Genomic DNA, 17,002 nt, shown 5'->3' with positions numbered 1-17,002 from the left:
TGGCGGGGGATCTCTCGTGAAGGTCAGGCGGTGCGGCGGCCGAGCAGCCACAGCGCGGTGGCGATGCCGCCGACGGGGATCTCGGCGACAAAGACGAAGGCGCGGTACAGCAGCACCCCGGCGAGGGCCCCGGTGGGGTCGGCGCCCAGGGCGATGAGCACGGCGATGGTGCCCGCCTCGACCAGTCCCGCGCCGCCGGGGGTGATGGCGGCGAGGGTCAGGAGGCGCTCCGCGACGAGGCCGGCGAGGATGACCGGCCACGGCAGGTACACGTGAATCGCGACGAAACTGAGCCACAGTAGCGCGCCCTGCAGCACCCAGTAACCGGCCATGCCCCAGCTGAGCTCCGCCCAGCGGCGGCGCACGAGGCTGTCGGTGCCGTCGAGGAGCTCGGTGGCGGCCCGGTTCCAGCCCGGGTCGCCGCCGCGGCGGATGCGGATCCAGGCCCGCTCGGCCCAGGCGACCAGGCGCAGCAGGGGCGTGGCCCGGCCCAGCAGGGCGGCGGTGACCAGGCCGCCGAAGCCGGCGCAGGCGAGGGCGCACAGCAGCCACAGCACCAGGTGACCGCCGGGGATCGCGGTGGCGACCAGCAGCGCACCCACGGCCACCAGCGGCATGAACAGCTTCGCGATGAGGTCCCAGGCCTTGGACACCACGACGAAGCGCGCGAACTCGAGGCCGGTGTGCCCCCAGCCGCGGACCATGCCCAGGTTCAGCACGGTGCCGGCCACCCCGCCCAGCGGCAGGACGTTCGACACGGCGCTGCCGGAGAGGTTGAGAGTCAGCGCGCGGCGGTGCGACAGGCCCGGCAGCGAGGCGGTCAGCACGGTGGTGTGCACCACGAGGCCCAGCAGCCATACGACGCCGAGGAACAGCGGCCAGCGCCAGCCCAGGTCGGCGATCATCCGCCACGCCTGGGTCCACGACACACCGAGATCCCCCAGGTGTACCGCTGACCAGGCCACGAACCCCGCCGCGCCGGTCAACAGCGCAACGCGGCGCGCTTTCACCGCCATCCGGTCCCTCCCCCGTGCGGCCGTCGAGTCGGTCAAGGTCGCAGAAGGTACCTGAGAATACGCTGAAGAGCTAGGCGGCGGCGGTACTTTCACGAACGATCAGCTCCGTGGCGAGTTCGATTCGGGGGGATTCGATCCGCTCGCCGTTGACGATGCGCAGCAGGGTCCGCGCGGCGGCCACGCCCATTTCGTGCAGGGGCTGGCGCACGGTCGTCAGCGGCGGGGCGGTCCACTGCGCGAAGTTGAGGTCGTCGAAGCCGACGACGCTGACGTCGCCCGGGATGGTGCGCCCGGCGCGGCGCACCGCCTCGTAGACCCCGGTCGCCTGCTGGTCGCTGCCGGCGAACACGGCGGTCGGCGGGTCGGGGAGCGCGAGCAGGGTCTCGGCCGCGCGCAGCCCGCCGTCGTGCTGGAAGTCGCCGTACCGCACCAGCTGCCGATCCAGCGGCAGCCCGGCGGACTCCAGCGCCGCCCGGTAGCCGGCGATGCGCGCCCGGGTGCACTGGAACTGCTCGTGCCCGCCGATCGCGGCGATGCGCCGGTGCCCGAGCGCGGCGAGGTGCTCGGCCGCCGCGTAGCCGCCCGCGAAGTTGGTCGCCCCGATCGACGGGGTGCCCGGCGGCGGCTGGTTCACGGCGTCGATGATCACGAACGGCAGGTTGCGCCGGCGCAGGTCCTCGTGCTGGCGCTCGGCCAGCTCGGAGAGCACGAGGATGGCGCCCTCGGAGCCGCGGGCCAGCAACGACTCCACCCAGCGGCGGGTCAGTGACTGCCGGTTGTGCACGGCGGAGACGACCAGCCCCAGCCCGGCCTCCTCGACGACCTCCTCGACGCCGGTGAGGATCGACAGGCCCCAGACGCTGTCGAGCTCGTTGATGACCAGGTCGATCAGGTCGGTGCGGCGGCGCCGGCCGTTCTTGGCCGAGCGGGGCCGCTGGTAGCCGCGCTCGGACAGCAGCCGCTCCACCGTCTGGCGGGTCTTCATCGAGACGTCGGTGTGGCCGTTGAGCACTTTCGAAACCGTGGAGACGGCGACGCGCGCCTCCCGGGCGATTTCCGCCATCGTGGGCCGGCCGTCTGCCGTCATGACCTCACCTGATTTTCGAAAACTGTTGCCCGGCCAATTCGGGGCTACCTTGTGTTCGGCACGGTACACCCGGCCCTGTAGTTTCGAAATGTTTCCCGAAAGGTAGGTCGATGGGAAACAATGTGAACATCGCCAACCCGGTGCTGCCGGGGTTCCATCCCGATCCGTCGATCCTGCGGGTCGGCGCCGACTACTACCTCGCCACCTCGACCTTCGAGTGGTACCCCGGGGTCCGCCTGCACCACTCCCGGGATCTGGTGCACTGGCGGCCGCTCGGCGGCGCGCTGGACAGCCTGCGCCTGCTCGACATGAGGGGCAACCCCGATTCCGCCGGCATCTGGGCGCCCTGTCTGTCCTATGCGGACGGCCTGTTCCATCTCGTGTACACCGACGTGAAGTCGTACGGGTCCTTCTGGGACACGCCCAACTACCTCGTCACCGCGCCGTCCGTCGAGGGCCCGTGGTCCGACCCGGTGCCACTGCACGCACAGGGCTTCGACGCGTCGCTGTTCCACGACATCGGCCCGGGCGGCGACGGGCGCAGCTGGCTGCTGTCCAACCGCACCGACTGGCGGCCGGGCCACCCGTGGGCGAACGGCATCATCGCCCAGGAGTACGACCGCGGCGCCCGCCGGCTCGTCGGCGAGCCCGTCACCGTCTACGCGGGCACGGCGGCGGGCATGACCGAGGGCCCGCACCTGTACCGCCGCGACGGCTGGTACTACCTCGTCACCGCCGAGGGCGGCACCGATTGGTTCCACCAGGCGACGGTCGCGCGCTCCCGCGACGTGCTCGGCCCCTACGAGACGGACCCGGGCCCGCCGCTCATCACGTCGGTGCACCGGCCCGACCTGACGCTGCAGAAGGCGGGCCACGGCAGCCTCGTGGACACCCCGGCCGGCGAGTGGTTCTTCGCCCACCTCACCGGCCGTCCGCTGAGCCCCCGGGGCCGCTGCGTGCTCGGCCGCGAGACGGCGATCCAGCGCGTCGCGTGGACGGAGGCGGGCTGGCCCCGGATCGACGGGGGTGTACCGCACGACGAGGTTCCCGCGCCGCGCCTGCCCGCGCATCCGTGGCCGGACGAGCCGGAGACCGACGACTTCGGCGCCCCGGGGCTCGGCGTGCAGTGGTCGACCTTGCGTCGCCCGGCGTCGCGGGACTGGGCGAGCACCGAGGCGCGCCGGGGGCACCTGCGCCTGCACGGCGGCCGGTCGCCCGGTGCCCAGACCGGGGAGAGCCTCGTGGCCCGGCGGGTGCAGCACTTCCGCGCCACGTTCGAGGCGACTGTCGAGTTCCGCCCGGCGCACTTCCAGCACATGGCCGGGGTGACGGCGTACTACGACAGCGGCAACTGGTACTTCCTGCGCGTCGGCTTCGACGAGCGGCTCGGTGCGGTCGTGGACGTGCTGTCCAGCGACCGCGGCCGGCTGCAGATGCACGGCCCGGCGGTGCCGGTCGCGGGGCCGGTACGGCTGCGCCTGGATCTCGACGGGAGCACGCTGCGGGCCTCGTGCGGGTCGGCCGAGTGGGGCCCGTTCGACGCCTCGATCCTCTCCGACGAGTACGCCCGCGAGTCCGGCAGCGGTGGCTTCACCGGCGCGTTCTTCGGCTTGTGGGCGCAGGACCTGACCGGTGGCGGTCTACCGGCGGACTTCTCCGCCGCGATCTACAAGCCCCAGCTATGACCTAGTTTCCTAGGACGACCGGCGGAGTGTGTGCGGCCGCACCCCGCCGGTCAGCGGGACGGTGCGACGAGCTCGACGCGGGGGACCCTGTTGTGCGGGAGGCTCGCGTAGTCCCAGGTGACGATGGCGTCGAGCTCGCCGTGCACGGCCGTGCCGAACTCGCCGGTCCGGTCAGTGGAAGACCTTCAGGCCGACGACGCCGGCCACGACGAGCAGGAGTGACAGCAGGCGCAGCAGCGTCGACGGCTCGCCGAGGAACAGCATGCCGGCCAGGGCGGTGCCGGCCGCGCCGATGCCGACCCACACGGCGTACCCGGTGCCCACCGGGATCGACCGCAGCGCGTAGGCGAGGCCGCCCATGCTCGCCACGAGCGCGACGGCGAAGACCGCGCTGGGGATGGGGCGGGTGAAGCCGGCGGAGCGGCTCAGGGCGATCGCCCACACGGACTCGAGCAGACCGGAGATGGCGAGGATCAGCCAGGCCATGACGACACCTGTACTTTCGCAAAGGGTCGTCTTGTCACGCCGGGTACGACACCGCTCGTCCGGAACCACCGCATATGCGGCGTCACCCTCAGTGTAGCCAGTCGCGGGCCTGATCCATTACCTTCCTTGGTGATGGACAGCACCCGGATCGACACGTCGGTGCCGCACCCCGCGCGCCGGTACAGCTACTGGCTCGGCGGCAAGGATCACTTCGCCGCCGATCGGGCGTCCGGTGACGCCATCGCCGCCGCGTTTCCCGCGGTCGTCGAGCTGGCGCGGGCCAACCGGGCGTTTCTGCGCCGGGCGGTGCGGACCGTCGCCGAGGCCGGGGTGCGGCAGTTCCTCGACATCGGCACGGGGCTGCCGGCCCCGGACAACACGCACGAGGTGGCGCAGGCGGTCGCGCCCGAGTCCCGGGTCGTGTACGTCGACAACGACCCGATCGTCATGATGCACGCCCAGGCGCTGCTCGTCGGCGACCCGCGCGGGCGCACGAACTACATCGAGGCCGACGTCCGCGACCCCGAGGCGATCCTGCGGCGGCCGGAGCTGAGCGAGACCCTCGACCTCGACCGGCCGGTCGGGCTGCAGCTCGTCGCGCTGCTGCACTTCGTCCACGACGACGAGCAGGTCGAGGGCATCGTGCGCACGCTCGTGGACGCGCTCGCGCCGGGCAGTCACGTGGTGCTCAGCCACGGCACGATGGACTTCAGCGACGCCGGGGGCATCGCGGCGTACGAGCAGATGTTCGCCGCGGGCGGCACCGACGTGCGCGCCCGGACGCGGGCGACGCTGGAGCGGTACCTGCGCGGCCTGGACATCCTGGAGCCCGGGATCGTGCCCGTGGCCGACTGGCGCCCCGACGACCCGGCGGCCGCCCGGCCCGTGAGCCGCGACCTCGGCATCTACGGCCTCGTGGCCCGCAAGCCCTGACCACGGTCCGCCCCGCCACCGAGGACGACGATCCGGCCGTCGCCGCGATCGCGCGCGCCAACGGGCAGCCGGGGCCGGGGTCGGGGGCCGACCCGCGGTACACCGGACATCTGCGGCGGCACGGAACACTGCTCGTGGCCGAGCGGGACGGGCGCGTGGCCGGCTTCGGCGCCACCCTCCACGTCGGCGGGGCGACGATGCTCACCGACCTGTTCGTCGACCCGGCCGGCCACGGCGGCGGGGCCGGGGGTGTGCTGCTGCGGGAGCTGGGGCCGGTGGCGTTCACGTTCGCCTCGCAGGACCCGCGGGCGTTGGGCCTCTACGTCCGGGCGGGCCTGACCCCGTGGTGGCCGCTGCTGTACCTGCACGGCGGGCCGGATCGCCTGCCCCGCCCGGCGTTCGCCGTCACCGGTTGCACGCCCGCGGAGGCCGCCCGGGTCGAGGCGCGGCTGACCGGGGTGCACCGCGAGTTCCTGGCCGGCGAGGGCCTCGTCGTCCGCGGCGCCGGCGGGGAGCCGGTCGCGGCGGGGGCCGGCCGCCTGGACCACCTGGCCTGCCCCGACCCCGCGACCGCGGCCGGCGCGCTCGTCGCCGCGCTGCACGCGGTCGGCGAGGCCGAGCTGTGCGTGCCCGGGCCGCACCCGGCCGTGCCGGTGCTGCTCGGGGCCGGTTACCGCATCACCGGCTTCGACGTGTACATGGCGGCCCGCCCGGATGTGCTGGCGACGACGTGGGTGTACTCGCCGGGCCTCGGCTAGGGGCGGTGCAGGGCCATCCGCAGGGTGAGCGGCGGGTGGGTGAGGCGAGCGCGCAGGCGGCCGCGGCGGCGTGCGGTGCCGGTGCGGCGCACGGCCGCGACGACCGCGCGGGTGTTCCTCGCCCAGGCGTGCAGCGCCTCGGGGCCGGCGCGGCGCACGGCGAGGCGGTCGCACGCGGCCTCGCCCCACCAGCGGCTCGCGATCGTCAGGACCGGCGCGCCGATCCCGGCGACCGCCATGGCCCGCGGGTCGAAGCTCAGCAGGGAGCCGGTCAGCAGGCCGAGCCCGAGCAGCCCGCCGATCGTCCACACGCGACTGTCGCGCCGGGCGAGGTGCGCGATCTCGTGCCAGAGCACGAACCGCGCCCGGGCCGGGTCGCGCTCGGTGTGCGCGGAGAGCACGATGACGGCCCGTCCGCCGAGGCGGTAGCAGCGGTCGGTGCCGAACGCGGGGTGGATGTGTACGTCGAGCCGGCGCAGCCCGAGCCGCGCGAGCAGCGGTCCGGCGTCGCCGGGCAGCGGCACCGCCGGCTCCGTGCCGGCGGTGAGCCGCCGCAGCTGCCCGCCGGCCTTGAGCGCCGCCACGAGCAGCGCCATGACGATGCCGCCGGCGGCGACGGCGAGGACGATCTCCGGGCCGGACGTGTCCCGGCTGAGGGCGAGGACGGCGGAGTAGAGCAGCGCCCAGGCGGCCAGGTTGCCGCCCAGGTTCGCGAACCAGCCGCGGCGCGGCACCTCGGCGGCGCGGGCGGAGAGCTCGCCGAGCACGGCCGGGACGAAGCTCGTGGACGTTTCGGGGCAGCACGTGTCGTGGTCGTCGAGCGGTACCGCCGCGGCGACTCCGGCCTCGACCAGCGCGGCGAGCAGGTCGAGGGTGGTGACGCTGAGCCGGCCCTCGGCCCGGGAGCGGCGCAGCCCGGCCTCGAGGATGAGCCGCAACTCGGGCGCGGCGGGCCCGGGTGACGCGGCGCCGGCCTCGGGCGAGGGTGCGCCGGGCGCGGGTGACGCGGCGCCGGCCCCGGGCGAGGGTGCGCCGGGCGCGGGTGACGCGGCGCCGGCCCCGGGCGAGGGAGCGCCGGGCGCGGGTGACGCGGCGCCGGCCCCGGGTGACGGCGCGCCGGGCCCCGGCGCCAGGTCGCGCCCCTTGAGCGCGTGCCGGGCCCCGCCCTCGCCCACCGCGAGCGCGATCAGCAGGTCGCGGGCGCTCTTGCCCGGCGAGCCGACCGCCGCGGTGAGGGCCCGCTGCGCCTGATCGGTGAGCCGCATGGTTGCCGATCGTGCCACAAGGCACCCCGGTCGCGCTGATAGCGTGCTGCCGTGCAGATCCGATTCGACGTGCCGGCCGATCCCGGGTACCCGGGGCGCGTGGCCGCGGTCCTCAGCGCGGTACGGCTGCGCAAGTTCACCGTGATCGGCGCCTGGCTGCTCGGCCTCGGCGTCGCCGGACTGGCCCTCGCGCGCGTGGCCGGCTGGGGCGAGCCGCTCGAGTCGCTGTACTACGCGCTGATCATCGCCGGGGTGCTCTCGATGCTGTACGCGCCGTGGGTGCGGTTCAAGGCCAAGCGCCAGTCCGGCAAGTATGCGGTCGAGGGCGGCTACGACATCACCGACGACAACATCATGATGACGAGCGGCTCGGAGTCGGGCGGCATCGCGTGGGACGGCGTCTCGCGGGTGGCCGAGACGCCGGAGTTCTGGATCGTGTACGTCGGGCGGATTCCCGCCACCGTGATCCCGAAGAACCTCATGTCCGCCGCCGAGGCCGAGACGTTGCGCGCCTTCATGGACGAGCGCGGCCTCCTCCCGGAGTGACCTGGCCGGCTTCGCCGCGCTGGAGGGTGTCGTGGCGGGTCTGGGCGTCGAGGATCTGCGGGACGTTGCCGCGGATCCAGCCGACGACGGCGAGGAGCCGTTCGGCGAGCCCGTGCCCGAGCGGGGTGAGCCGGTACGTCACGCTCGGTGGGGCCGTGGCCCGCACCTCCCGCCCGACCAGCCCGTCGCGGACCAGGGTGCGCAGGTTCTGCGACAGCATCTTCTCGGTGATGCCGCCGATCCGGTCGCGCAGCTCGAAGAAGCGCAGCGGGCCGCCGTGCAGCGTGGCCAGGATGAGCATGCCCCACCGGTTCGTGACGTGGTCGAAGACGGCCCGCCCGGGGCAGGCGCTGTCGAATACGTCACCCGGGTCCGGGCCGCCATCCGCTCCGGCCTCGACTCCTACCGTCACGCCCTGAGCTTACCCTGAGGTATGGGCTATCCCAGAGATAGCCTGGGCGCCTACGGTGGTCGATATGACGAAGCAGGCACTCGTGATCGGCGCCACCGGCAACGTCGGCCGCCACGTGGTCTCCCAGCTGCACCACCAGGGCGTTCCCGTGCGTGCCCTGTCCCGCGGCGTCCGCGCCGCCGACCTGCCGCCCGGCGTCGAGCCGTTCGCGGCCGACGTCACCGACGCGGCCGCCCTGGCCGCCGCCCTGCACAGGGTCGACCGGGTCTTCCTGGTCTGGCGCGGCCGGCCCGTGCCGGTGGCCGAGCCGGTCGTGGCGGCGATCGCGGGCGCCGCGACCCACCTGACGCTGCTGTCCTCGGCGGTGGTCCGCGACGACGGGCCGCAGCCCGACGCCATCGCGGAGCTGCACGCCGGCCTCGAGGGCCTGGTCACCGCCACCGACCTGGAGTGGACGTTCCTGCGCCCGGCCCAGTTCGCGACGAACACCCTGGAGTGGGCCGCGCAGCTCCGGCTCGGCGACGAGGTCCGCGGCGCGTACGGCGACGCCCCCACGACAGTCGTCCACGAGCGCGACATCGCCGCGGTGGCGGTGCAGGCGATGACCGGGCACCACCACGGCCGGCGCTACGTCCTGACCGGGCCCGAGATCCACACCCCGGCCGGGCTGGTCGCGGTCATCGGCGAGGTCCTGGGCCGTGACCTGCGCTGGGTGGAGGACAGCGTGGAGGACGAGCGCCGGCGCATGCTGGGCTGGATGCCGGCCGCCTTCGTCGACGTGGTGCTGGCCGGCCGCGCGCGGGCCCGGCAGGAGGGGCCGTTGCACACCACGACGGTGCAGGACGTCCTCGGCGTCCCGGCCCGGACCTACCGCGAGTGGGTGAAAGACCACGCCGCCGACCTCGCATAGCGTCGTGGGTCACAGCGGAAATACGCAACACCGGAAATGCGCGGCGGTACCGCGGGAGTTGGCGCCGGTATGACAACGATCGGACTCATCGGCAGCGGCAACATCGGCGGCACCGTGGCGCGCCTGGCGATCGCCGCCGGCTACGACGTGGTGCTCAGCAACTCCCGCGGGCCGGAGACGCTCGCCGACCTGGTCGCCGAGCTCGGCCCGCGGGCGCGCGCGGCCCGCTCGGCCGAGGCCGCGGCGGCCGGTGACATCGTCGTGGTGACGGTGCCGCTGCGCGCCTACCGCGACGTGCCCGCCGAGCCCCTTGCGGGCAAGGTCGTCATCGACACGAACAACTACTACCCGGCCCGCGACGGCAACATCGCCGAGCTCGACAACGGCACGGCGACGTCGAGCGGCCTGCTGCAGGAGCACGTCAGCCCGGCCCGGGTCGTGAAGGTCTTCAACAACCTCTGGTTCAAGCACCTCGGCGAGCTCGGCCGCCCGGCGGGGAGCCCGGACCGCCCGGCGCTGCCGATCTTCGGCGACGACGCGGCCGCGAAGCAGACGGTGACGGAGTTCCTCGACGCGATCGGCTGGGACGCGGTGGACGGCGGCACCCTGGCCGACAGCTGGCGGGCCCAGCCCGACACCCCGGTCTACGGCGCCCCGTACGCCGAGGAGGCCCCCGCCGTCGCCGCCACCATCCGCGGCCTGCTGGACAAGGCCGAGCGTTAGCGCGACTGGCTGAGCGAGCCGTCGGCGGCGATGCGGACCTCGGCCTGCGGGGTCGGGTCCGCGCACGCCGAGCCCGGGCCCGGGCACACCGGCCGCGGCCGCACCGGGGCCGAGGCGTCGACGGCCAGCGGCGCGCCCGGCGGGGTCGTCACGGTCACCGTCACCGGGTCCATGGTGAGGCCGGGCACCGGCGCGTAGCCGTAGCCCGGCCCCGGCCCCGGGATCTGCACCGCCCCGCACGCCGCGCCCGGGTCGCCGGTCGGCGGGCACGGCATCGCGCTCATCGTCCCGGACGGCGCGAGCGTCACGTCCTGCTCGTGGCAGCCCCACGCCCCGCACACCCGCAGGTGTACCAGCGGCACCCGCCCGGCGATCGCCGCGTCGACCGCCACCCCGAACCCGCGCAGCGGCGCCGACTCCCCGGAGCCCGACCGCGTGGGCCCGGCGGGTGTGCATCCGCTCAGCAAGGCGGCCGTAACAGCCGCGGTCAGCACGATCCTCACTCCGGTACAGACGGCGCCGCCCGCTCTGCGGTTCCCTACTTTGCGAACTGCGACGGTATCCACTCCGAGAACGCCGGCACGTACGCGAGCAGGATGATCGTGGCGAACATGACCGCCATGAACGGCAGCATCGGCCGCAGCATCTCCACGATCCTGATGCGGGCGATGCCGCACACGATGAAGCAGGCCGAGCCCAGCGGCGGCGTCACCAGCGAGATGCCGAAGACGGCCAGCGCGAAGATCGCGAAGTGCAGCTCGCCCATGCCGGCCTCCACGGCCAGCGGCATGAACAGCGGGATGAGCACCACGAGCGCCGGGATGCCGTCGAGCAGCGCGCCGAGGATCCAGAACAGGACCATCACCACGGTGACGAACACGAAGTAGTTGCCGGTGAACTGGCCCGCCCAGTCGGCGAGGACCACCTCGACCTGGTCGTAGGCGAGCATGTACGCCAGCAGCTGCGCGACCCCGACCAGCGACAGCACCACGCCCGAGGTGCGGCCCGCGTTCACGAAGATGCTCATCCAGTCGCCGCGGGGCACCGTGCGGTACACCATGGCGAGCAGGGTGGCGTAGAGGACGGCCACGGCGGCCGCCTCGGTCGCGGTGAAGACGCCCCACAGGATGCCGCCGAGGATGATCACGGGGGCGACGAGTGGCGGCAGGGCGGCCAGGCCGGCCCGGCCGAGCTCGCCCGGGGTGACCCGCACGCGCTCGGACGTCGGCTCGCGGTACTTGGCGTAGAAGTAGATGACGAGGCCCTTGCCGACCGCGACGACCACCGCGGGGACCAGCGAGGCCAGGAACAGGTCGCGGATCGAGAGGTTGGCGACGGTACCGAGGACGATCATCGTGATCGAGGGCGGGATGAGGATCCCGGTCCCCGACGCGGCCGCCACGATCGAGGCCGACCACGGGCGGCGGTACCCCGCCTTGGTCATCGGCGGGATCATCGTCGAGCCGATCGCGGCGGCGTCGGCGTTGACCGAGCCCGACAGGCCGGAGAACAGCATCGTCGAGGCGACGACGCTCATCCCGAGCCCGCCGGTCATCCAGCCCACGAGCATCGTGACGAAGCGGATCAGCCGCTCGGCGGCGCCGGAGCGGTGCAGGATCTCGCCGGTGAGCACGAACAGCGGGATGGCCAGCAGGGTGAACGAGTTGAGCCCGTGGAAGACCGCCTGCGAGGCGATCGACAGCGGCACGTCGTCGGCGGAGGCCTGGATGAGCCCGACCGCGCCGAGCGCGGCCACGATCGGCACCCCGGCCACGATGAGCCCGAGAATCCCCAGAAACGCGAACCCGAAGCTCACGCCGTCACCTCCGCAAGCTCCGGCGACGGCGCGACAACACTGAGCCCACGGTGAGCGGCCCCTCCGCTCCGCTCCGGACCGCTCACGCCGACACCATTTCCCCGTCGGCGATCCCGCGCACTTCCTCGCCGCGCAGCAGCCCCACGATCTCCACGATCAGGTGCACGAGGCCGAGCACGGCGCCCAGCGGCAGCGGCAGGAACGCCGCCCACAGCGGGATGCCGACCGGCGACATGACGTCGCGCTGCTCCCACAGGTACATCGCGCCGCCGAGGCCGATGCACGCGAGCACCGCGCCGAGCACGAGCAGCTCGCCGACGCGCAGCCAGCGCCGCGACCGCGCGCCGATGCGCCGCTCGAACAGGTGCAGCGCCACGTGCGCGTTGTCGCGCACGCCGATCGCGAAGCCGACGAAGGCGACGTAGACCAGCAGGTCCGTGGCGACCTCGTTGGACCACGACAGCGGCTGCTGCAGCGCGTAGCGGAAGAGGACCTGGCCGAGGATGACCGCGACGGTGCCGGCGAGCAGCGCGAACATGAGCACATTCTCGGCCACCGCCAGCGCGCGCAGCGCCCGACGAGCCGTCACCTCAGGCCGCCGGGAGGAACTTGACCAGGTCCCCGAACGTGGACCGGTTCTTCTCGAGCACGGGCTTGACGGCCTGCTGGAACGCGGCGGCGTCGACGTCGTCGTTGATCTTCGCGCCCTTGTCGGCGGCCTGCTTGACGTACTTGTCGGTCTCGTCCGTCCACAGCTCCCGCTCGCGCTGCTCGGCCTCCTTGCCGGCCTGCACGAACGCGTCCTGGTGGGCCTTGGACCGGTCGTTGAACCACTTCTTGCTCACCAGCAGCGCGTCGATGCCGAACTGGTGGCGGGTCCAGGACCAGAACTTCGCCTCCTCCACGTGCTTGTTCGTCACGTAGAAGATCGGGTTGTTCTCGGCGCCGTCGATGACGCCCTGCTGCAGCGCCGAGTAGATCTCGTTGGTGCCCAGCGGGGTGGCCTGGGCGCCGAGGGTGTTGAAGGTGTCGATCGCGACGGCGTCCTGCGGCACCCGGATGCGCAGGCCCTTGAGGTCGGCCGGGGTCTTGATCGGCCGCTTCTTGTTGTAGACGTTGCGGGCGCCGGAGTCGAACCAGCCCAGCACCATGAGGTCGTAGCCGTCGAGGATCCCGGCCAGGTTCTTGCCGAGGTCGCCGGCGAGGGCGGCGAAGAGGTCGGACTGCTTGGTGAACGCGTACGGCACCGAGAGCACCCCGAGCCGCTTGTCGAAGGCGGTGAGGTTGGCGAACAACGTCTTGGTCATCTGCAGCGCGCCGTTGCGGACCTGCTCGTTCATGCGGTTGTGGTCGCCCAGCGTGCCGTTGGGGAAGACCTTGACCTCGTAGGCGTTGCTCGTCAGCGCCGCGAGCCGCTCGCCGAAGTACTTCTCGGCGGCGATCTCCGGGTTGGTGTCGTTGACGGTGTCGCCGAGCCGGACGTCGGCCTTGCCACCTCCGCCGCTCTTGCCGGAGTCGCCGCAGGCGGCGAGGGAGACGGCCGCGGCCGCGCCGGCCGAGATCTTGATGAAGTACCGCCTGTCCATGGCGAGAGTCCTTCCGGTTTCAGGGGTGTTCCGGAGACATTGACGGACTGTACTGTGTTCCGTGAGACGGAACAAGCTTCTGCATGATGGAACAGTCGAGGGAACGGAGAGCCGATGGAAGTGCGCCACGCGACGTCGCCGGACGAGGCCGGCCGGATGGGCACCGAGGAGCTGCGGCGGCGCTTCCTGGTGCCCGACCTCGTCGCCGGGCCGATGGTCCGCCTCGTGTACAGCCACCACGACCGGCTGGTCGTCGGCGGGGTCACGCCCGGCACGGAGACCGTCGCGCTGCCCAGCCCCGGCGCCCTGCGCTCGGAGCACTTCCTGGAGCGCCGCGAGCTCGGCGTGGTGAACGTCGGCACCGCCACCGGGCGCGTCACCGCCGGCGGCGAGACCTACGAGCTGGCCCCGAAGGAGTGCCTGTACGTGGGGCGCGGCACCCGCGACGTGACCTTCGCCGGGCACGGCGCCGGCTTCTACCTGGTGTCCACCCCGGCCCACGCCGAGCACCCGACGCGCCGGGCCGGCCTCGCCGACGCCGAGCCGGTCAGCCTCGGCGCGATCGAGGGCTCCAACGAGCGCACGATCTACAAGTACATCCACGCCGCCGGCATCCGCAGCTGCCAGCTCGTGCTCGGGGTGACCGTGCTGGCCCCCGGCAGCATGTGGAACACGATGCCGTGCCACGTGCACGACCGGCGCACCGAGGTGTACTACTACTTCGACCTGCCCGCCGACCAGCGTGTCGTGCACCTCATGGGCCGCCCGGACGCCACCCGCAACCTCATCCTCTCCGGCGGCGACGCGGTCATCTCGCCGCCCTGGTCGGTGCACTGCGGCTTCGGTACCCGCAGCTACGCGTTCGTGTGGGCGATGGGCGGGGAGAACCAGGCGTACGACGACGTCGAGGTCGTCGCCGTCCAGGACCTGCGGTGACCGGGTTCGACCTGGCCGGACGGGTCGCCCTGGTCACCGGGGCCGGAAAGGGCATCGGGCGGGCGGTCGCGGTCGGGCTCGCCCGCGCCGGGGCCGACCTGGTGCTGCACGCCCGCAAGGAGTCCGACCTGGACGAGGCCGCGGCGGCGGTACGCCGGGAAGGCCGCCGGGCCTCGTGCTGGGTGCAGGACCTCGCCGCCCCCGCGGAGGCCCTGGCCACGGCCGCGTCCGCGCTCGGCGACGTCGACATCCTGGTCAACAACGCCGGCGTGATCCATCGGGGGCCGGTGCTGGAGCAGACGTACGACACCTGGAGAGGCGTCCTCGCGGTGAACCTCGACGCCGTCTTCGTGCTCACCCGGGCCGTGGGCGCGGGCATGGTCGCCCGCGGGCGCGGCAAGGTCATCACCGTGGCGTCGCTGCTGTCCTTCCAGGGCGGGCTCAACGTCGCCGGGTACACGGCCTCCAAGCACGCCGTGGCCGGCCTGACCCGCGCCCTGGCCAACGAGTGGAGCGCCCACGGTGTGCAGGTCAACGCGATCGCGCCCGGCTACATCGAGACCGCCAACACCGGCCCGCTGCGCGCCGACGAGGCGCGCGAGCGGTCCATCCGCGAGCGCATCCCGGCCGGCCGGTGGGGCCGCCCGGAGGACCTCGTGGGCGCGGCGGTCTTCCTCGCCTCCCCGGCCGCCGACTACGTCGCGGGGCACGTCCTGGTCGTCGACGGCGGCTGGATGGCCAGGTGACCCCGGCCGGGCAACCGATAGGCTTGTCGCGTGACGACCGGGATGCCCAGCGGGTCCATCGACAAGGCCCTGACCGTGCTGGAGGCCCTGGCCGAGCACAGCCGGCTGACGGACATCGCCGCCGCCTCGGGCCTGCCGAAGTCGACCGTGCACCGGATCCTGCAGTCGCTGATCGGGTGGGGCTTCGCCTTCGCCGACGGCAACGGCGGCTACCTGCCCGGGCCGCGCATCCTGACCCTCGCCGGCCGGGTGATGAGCCGCTTCGACCCGGCCCAGCACGCCCGCGCCGCCCTGCGCGCCCTGCGCGACCGCACCGGCATGACGGTGCACTTCGCGATCCGCAGCGGCGACGAGGCCGTCTACGTCGACAAGATCGAGGGCCGCCGGCCGTACCAGATGAAGTCCCGCGTCGGCATGGCCGTGCCGCTGCACACCACGGCGATCGGCAAGGCCGTGCTCGCGCAGCTCTCCGCCGCCGAGACCGCCGAGATCATCGCCCGGGCCGGCCTCACCGCGCTCACCCCGCGGTCGATCACCGACCCCGCCGTGCTGCGCCGCCAGCTGGCCGCGGCCGCCGCGAACGGCTACGCGATCGACGACGGGGAGAACGACACCGAGATCGGCTGTATCGGCGCCGCGGTCTTCGACCACACCGCCAACGTCCTCGGGGGCATCTCGATCTCGGCCCTGTCGTTCGACCTCGACCTGAGCAGCGAGGCCCTGGTGGCCGAGGTGATCGGCGCCGCGCGCGCCGTGTCCCTGGCCCTGGGCGCCCCACCGGCCCGCCTCGACCAGGCGGGCTGACCCCTTCTTCTTGGAGCCTTCATGCCCAACATCACCGTGGAACTGCTGTCCGGGCGCACCCTGGACCAGCGCCGCGACTTCGCCGAGGCCGTGACGGCCGCGGCGGTGCAGATCCTCAACGCCAAGCGGGCCTCGGTCCGCATCCGCTTCGACGAGATCGAGAAGGCCGACGTGGCCAACGGCGGCGTCCTCGAGTCCGACCGCGACGCCTGACGCCGGCTGCCGCTGCTGCCCGGCGCTCAGTCGCGCAGCAGCGGCAGCAGCTGCCGGCCCTGGCGCTCGATCTCCGGCCGGTACGGCGTGTCCGAGAGCACGAAGTGGGTGACGCCGAGCTCGCGGTACCGCCGCAGCGACCGCGCCACGTCCGCCGCCGACCCGACGAGCCACGTGGTGCCCGCCCCGCTGCCGCCGACGCGCGCCGGCGCGGTGTAGAGATTCTCGTCGAGCACGTCGCCGCGCCGGGCCAGCTCCTGCAGGCGCCCCTGGCCCGCCGCGAGGTCCCAGTTCGCGTCGCGGGCGAACCCGGCCGCGCCCATCCGGGCGACCCGCGCCTCCGCCTCGGCCCAGGCCTGCTCGGTGGTGTCTCGGACCAGCGTGGTGACCCGCAGCCCGAACTCCAGCGGCGGCAGCGCCCGCCCGAGCCGCCCGCCCAGCTCCCGCAGCCGCTCGATCCGCTCGCGCACCCCGTCGAGCGGCTCGCCCCAGAACAGCTGCACGTCGGCGTCGGTCGCGGCGACGCGCTCGGCGGCCTCGGAGGCGCCCCCGAAGTACAGCCGCGGATGCCGCCCCTCGCCCCGCAGTGCGAGCGTCGAGTCGGTGATCTGGAAGTGCTCGCCGCGGAACGTGACCCGCTCCCGGGTCCACAGCTGCCGTACGAGCTGCAGGAACTCCTTCGTGCGGGCGTAGCGGCGGGCGCGGTCGGTCTCGTCGTCGCCGTACGCGGCGAGGTCGTCGGTGCCGGAGACGATGTTGACCAGCACCCGGCCGCCGCTGAGATGATCCAGCGTGGCGGCGGCCGCGGCGAAGTGCGCCGGGTGCCAGTAGCCGGGCCGGACCGCGATCAGCGGCCGGAACGTCGTCGTGCACGCGGCGAGCGCGGCGGCGACGGTGAACGTGTCGGGCCGGCCCCACCCGGCCCCGAGCAGCGCCCCGCCCCAGCCGTGCGTCTCGATCGCCCGGGCCTGCGCGGTCAGCGTGCCGAGGCTGTTGTGCCCGTCGACGACGTCGTCCCCCCGATGCCCGGCCCGCACCTCGTTCGGGATGTACCACAGATACTCGCTCGTCACGGCCGAA

20 protein-coding genes and 1 riboswitch are annotated in these 17,002 nt (G+C 73.5%); of the genes, 10 read left to right on the top strand and 10 right to left on the bottom strand.

Annotation, left to right across the window (positions count from 1 at the left end):
• Positions 1 to 23 precede the first annotated feature (23 nt).
• Complete coding sequence (locus AB0B76_RS18630; protein ID WP_360376279.1) at positions 24 to 1,016, bottom strand: lysylphosphatidylglycerol synthase transmembrane domain-containing protein; 993 nt, start codon at positions 1,014 to 1,016, stop codon at positions 24 to 26.
• A gap of 70 nt (positions 1,017 to 1,086) precedes the next feature.
• Complete coding sequence (locus tag AB0B76_RS18625; protein ID WP_360376276.1) at positions 1,087 to 2,103, bottom strand: LacI family DNA-binding transcriptional regulator; 1,017 nt, start codon at positions 2,101 to 2,103, stop codon at positions 1,087 to 1,089.
• A gap of 110 nt (positions 2,104 to 2,213) precedes the next feature.
• On the opposite strand from AB0B76_RS18625, the gene AB0B76_RS18620 reads away from it, so the two are divergent.
• A complete protein-coding gene (locus AB0B76_RS18620; protein ID WP_360376273.1) occupies positions 2,214 to 3,788 on the top strand; it encodes a glycoside hydrolase family 43 protein in 1,575 nt (524 codons plus the stop codon).
• A gap of 171 nt (positions 3,789 to 3,959) precedes the next feature.
• Here the strand turns inward: AB0B76_RS18620 and AB0B76_RS18615 are convergent, their stop codons facing one another.
• Positions 3,960 to 4,274 (bottom strand): multidrug efflux SMR transporter, encoded by a 315-nt coding sequence (locus tag AB0B76_RS18615; RefSeq protein WP_360376270.1) that lies wholly within the window; start codon positions 4,272 to 4,274, stop codon positions 3,960 to 3,962.
• Positions 4,275 to 4,294: 20 nt separating this feature from the next.
• A riboswitch (guanidine-III (ykkC-III) riboswitch) is annotated at positions 4,295 to 4,361 on the bottom strand.
• A gap of 45 nt (positions 4,362 to 4,406) precedes the next feature.
• Between AB0B76_RS18615 and AB0B76_RS18610 the strand changes: the two genes are divergently transcribed.
• Both AB0B76_RS18610 and AB0B76_RS18605 read left to right on the top strand, forming a co-directional pair.
• On the top strand, positions 4,407 to 5,207 hold the full coding sequence (locus AB0B76_RS18610) for an SAM-dependent methyltransferase (RefSeq protein WP_360376268.1): 801 nt from the start codon (positions 4,407 to 4,409) through the stop codon (positions 5,205 to 5,207).
• Positions 5,208 to 5,341: 134 nt separating this feature from the next.
• Positions 5,342 to 5,965 carry a hypothetical protein gene (locus AB0B76_RS18605; RefSeq protein ID WP_360376266.1) on the top strand — a complete coding sequence of 208 codons (624 nt, stop codon included), beginning with the start codon at positions 5,342 to 5,344 and terminating at the stop codon, positions 5,963 to 5,965.
• Here AB0B76_RS18605 and AB0B76_RS18600 read toward each other — a convergent pair.
• Positions 5,962 to 7,230: a hypothetical protein gene (locus AB0B76_RS18600; RefSeq protein WP_360376264.1), complete on the bottom strand. Its 1,269-nt coding sequence runs from the start codon at positions 7,228 to 7,230 to the stop codon at positions 5,962 to 5,964. The genes AB0B76_RS18605 and AB0B76_RS18600 overlap by 4 nt on opposite strands.
• A gap of 51 nt (positions 7,231 to 7,281) precedes the next feature.
• Between AB0B76_RS18600 and AB0B76_RS18595 the strand changes: the two genes are divergently transcribed.
• Positions 7,282 to 7,776: a YcxB family protein gene (locus AB0B76_RS18595; RefSeq protein ID WP_360376261.1), complete on the top strand. Its 495-nt coding sequence runs from the start codon at positions 7,282 to 7,284 to the stop codon at positions 7,774 to 7,776.
• On the opposite strand, the gene AB0B76_RS18590 is transcribed toward AB0B76_RS18595, so the two are convergent.
• Positions 7,745 to 8,188, bottom strand: coding sequence for a helix-turn-helix domain-containing protein (locus AB0B76_RS18590; protein WP_360376259.1), 444 nt, complete (start codon positions 8,186 to 8,188; stop codon positions 7,745 to 7,747). The genes AB0B76_RS18595 and AB0B76_RS18590 overlap by 32 nt on opposite strands.
• Positions 8,189 to 8,252: 64 nt before the next feature.
• Here AB0B76_RS18590 and AB0B76_RS18585 point away from each other — a divergent pair, with 64 nt between their 5' ends.
• Together AB0B76_RS18585 and AB0B76_RS18580 are read left to right on the top strand one after the other, a co-directional pair.
• Positions 8,253 to 9,098, top strand: coding sequence for an NAD(P)H-binding protein (locus AB0B76_RS18585; RefSeq protein WP_360376256.1), 846 nt, complete (start codon positions 8,253 to 8,255; stop codon positions 9,096 to 9,098).
• Between the two features lie 69 nt (positions 9,099 to 9,167).
• Complete coding sequence (locus AB0B76_RS18580; RefSeq protein WP_360376254.1) at positions 9,168 to 9,821, top strand: NAD(P)-binding domain-containing protein; 654 nt, start codon at positions 9,168 to 9,170, stop codon at positions 9,819 to 9,821.
• Here AB0B76_RS18580 and AB0B76_RS18575 read toward each other — a convergent pair.
• From AB0B76_RS18575 to AB0B76_RS18560, 4 genes are all read right to left on the bottom strand, one after another.
• Complete coding sequence (locus AB0B76_RS18575; RefSeq protein WP_360376251.1) at positions 9,818 to 10,315, bottom strand: hypothetical protein; 498 nt, start codon at positions 10,313 to 10,315, stop codon at positions 9,818 to 9,820. The genes AB0B76_RS18580 and AB0B76_RS18575 overlap by 4 nt on opposite strands.
• A gap of 44 nt (positions 10,316 to 10,359) precedes the next feature.
• A complete protein-coding gene (locus AB0B76_RS18570) occupies positions 10,360 to 11,637 on the bottom strand; it encodes a TRAP transporter large permease (RefSeq protein ID WP_360376249.1) in 1,278 nt (425 codons plus the stop codon).
• A gap of 82 nt (positions 11,638 to 11,719) precedes the next feature.
• Complete coding sequence (locus tag AB0B76_RS18565) at positions 11,720 to 12,226, bottom strand: TRAP transporter small permease (protein ID WP_360376246.1); 507 nt, start codon at positions 12,224 to 12,226, stop codon at positions 11,720 to 11,722.
• A gap of 1 nt (position 12,227) precedes the next feature.
• A complete protein-coding gene (locus AB0B76_RS18560) occupies positions 12,228 to 13,223 on the bottom strand; it encodes a TRAP transporter substrate-binding protein (RefSeq protein WP_360376244.1) in 996 nt (331 codons plus the stop codon).
• A gap of 114 nt (positions 13,224 to 13,337) precedes the next feature.
• Here AB0B76_RS18560 and kduI point away from each other — a divergent pair, with 114 nt between their 5' ends.
• From kduI to AB0B76_RS18540, 4 genes are read left to right on the top strand one after another with little or no spacing between them, the layout of a single operon-like run.
• Entirely contained in the window at positions 13,338 to 14,159 is an 822-nt protein-coding gene (kduI, locus tag AB0B76_RS18555) for a 5-dehydro-4-deoxy-D-glucuronate isomerase (protein ID WP_360376242.1), read from the top strand.
• Positions 14,156 to 14,905: an SDR family oxidoreductase gene (locus tag AB0B76_RS18550; protein ID WP_360376240.1), complete on the top strand. Its 750-nt coding sequence runs from the start codon at positions 14,156 to 14,158 to the stop codon at positions 14,903 to 14,905. The genes kduI and AB0B76_RS18550 overlap by 4 nt, the downstream gene beginning before the upstream one ends.
• Positions 14,906 to 14,935: 30 nt before the next feature.
• On the top strand, positions 14,936 to 15,709 hold the full coding sequence (locus AB0B76_RS18545) for an IclR family transcriptional regulator (RefSeq protein ID WP_360376238.1): 774 nt from the start codon (positions 14,936 to 14,938) through the stop codon (positions 15,707 to 15,709).
• A gap of 21 nt (positions 15,710 to 15,730) precedes the next feature.
• On the top strand, positions 15,731 to 15,922 hold the full coding sequence (locus AB0B76_RS18540) for a tautomerase family protein (RefSeq protein ID WP_360376236.1): 192 nt from the start codon (positions 15,731 to 15,733) through the stop codon (positions 15,920 to 15,922).
• Between the two features lie 26 nt (positions 15,923 to 15,948).
• Here the strand turns inward: AB0B76_RS18540 and AB0B76_RS18535 are convergent, their stop codons facing one another.
• Entirely contained in the window at positions 15,949 to 16,995 is a 1,047-nt protein-coding gene (locus AB0B76_RS18535) for an LLM class flavin-dependent oxidoreductase (protein ID WP_360376234.1), read from the bottom strand.
• Between the last annotated feature and the right edge of the window lie 7 nt (positions 16,996 to 17,002).

The sequence above is a fragment of the Dactylosporangium sp. NPDC049140 genome (assembly GCF_040648435.1).
The sequence above is the reverse complement of the archived record's forward strand: the minus strand, read 5'-3'. Positions and strand labels throughout refer to the sequence as shown.

Excerpts from the sequence above, each read along its gene's own strand:
- AB0B76_RS18615 (WP_360376270.1), bottom strand. The coding sequence starts at position 4,274 with ATGGCCTGGCTGATCCTCGCCATCTCCGGTCTGCTCGAGTCCGTGTGG.
- AB0B76_RS18560 (WP_360376244.1), bottom strand. The coding sequence starts at position 13,223 with ATGGACAGGCGGTACTTCATCAAGATCTCGGCCGGCGCGGCCGCGGCC.
- AB0B76_RS18540 (WP_360376236.1), top strand. The coding sequence starts at position 15,731 with ATGCCCAACATCACCGTGGAACTGCTGTCCGGGCGCACCCTGGACCAG.
- AB0B76_RS18620 (WP_360376273.1), top strand. The coding sequence starts at position 2,214 with ATGGGAAACAATGTGAACATCGCCAACCCGGTGCTGCCGGGGTTCCAT.
- AB0B76_RS18625 (WP_360376276.1), bottom strand. The coding sequence starts at position 2,103 with ATGACGGCAGACGGCCGGCCCACGATGGCGGAAATCGCCCGGGAGGCG.
- AB0B76_RS18585 (WP_360376256.1), top strand. The coding sequence starts at position 8,253 with ATGACGAAGCAGGCACTCGTGATCGGCGCCACCGGCAACGTCGGCCGC.
- AB0B76_RS18610 (WP_360376268.1), top strand. The coding sequence starts at position 4,407 with ATGGACAGCACCCGGATCGACACGTCGGTGCCGCACCCCGCGCGCCGG.
- kduI (WP_360376242.1), top strand. The coding sequence starts at position 13,338 with ATGGAAGTGCGCCACGCGACGTCGCCGGACGAGGCCGGCCGGATGGGC.
- AB0B76_RS18580 (WP_360376254.1), top strand. The coding sequence starts at position 9,168 with ATGACAACGATCGGACTCATCGGCAGCGGCAACATCGGCGGCACCGTG.
- AB0B76_RS18630 (WP_360376279.1), bottom strand. The coding sequence starts at position 1,016 with ATGGCGGTGAAAGCGCGCCGCGTTGCGCTGTTGACCGGCGCGGCGGGG.
- AB0B76_RS18600 (WP_360376264.1), bottom strand. The coding sequence starts at position 7,230 with ATGCGGCTCACCGATCAGGCGCAGCGGGCCCTCACCGCGGCGGTCGGC.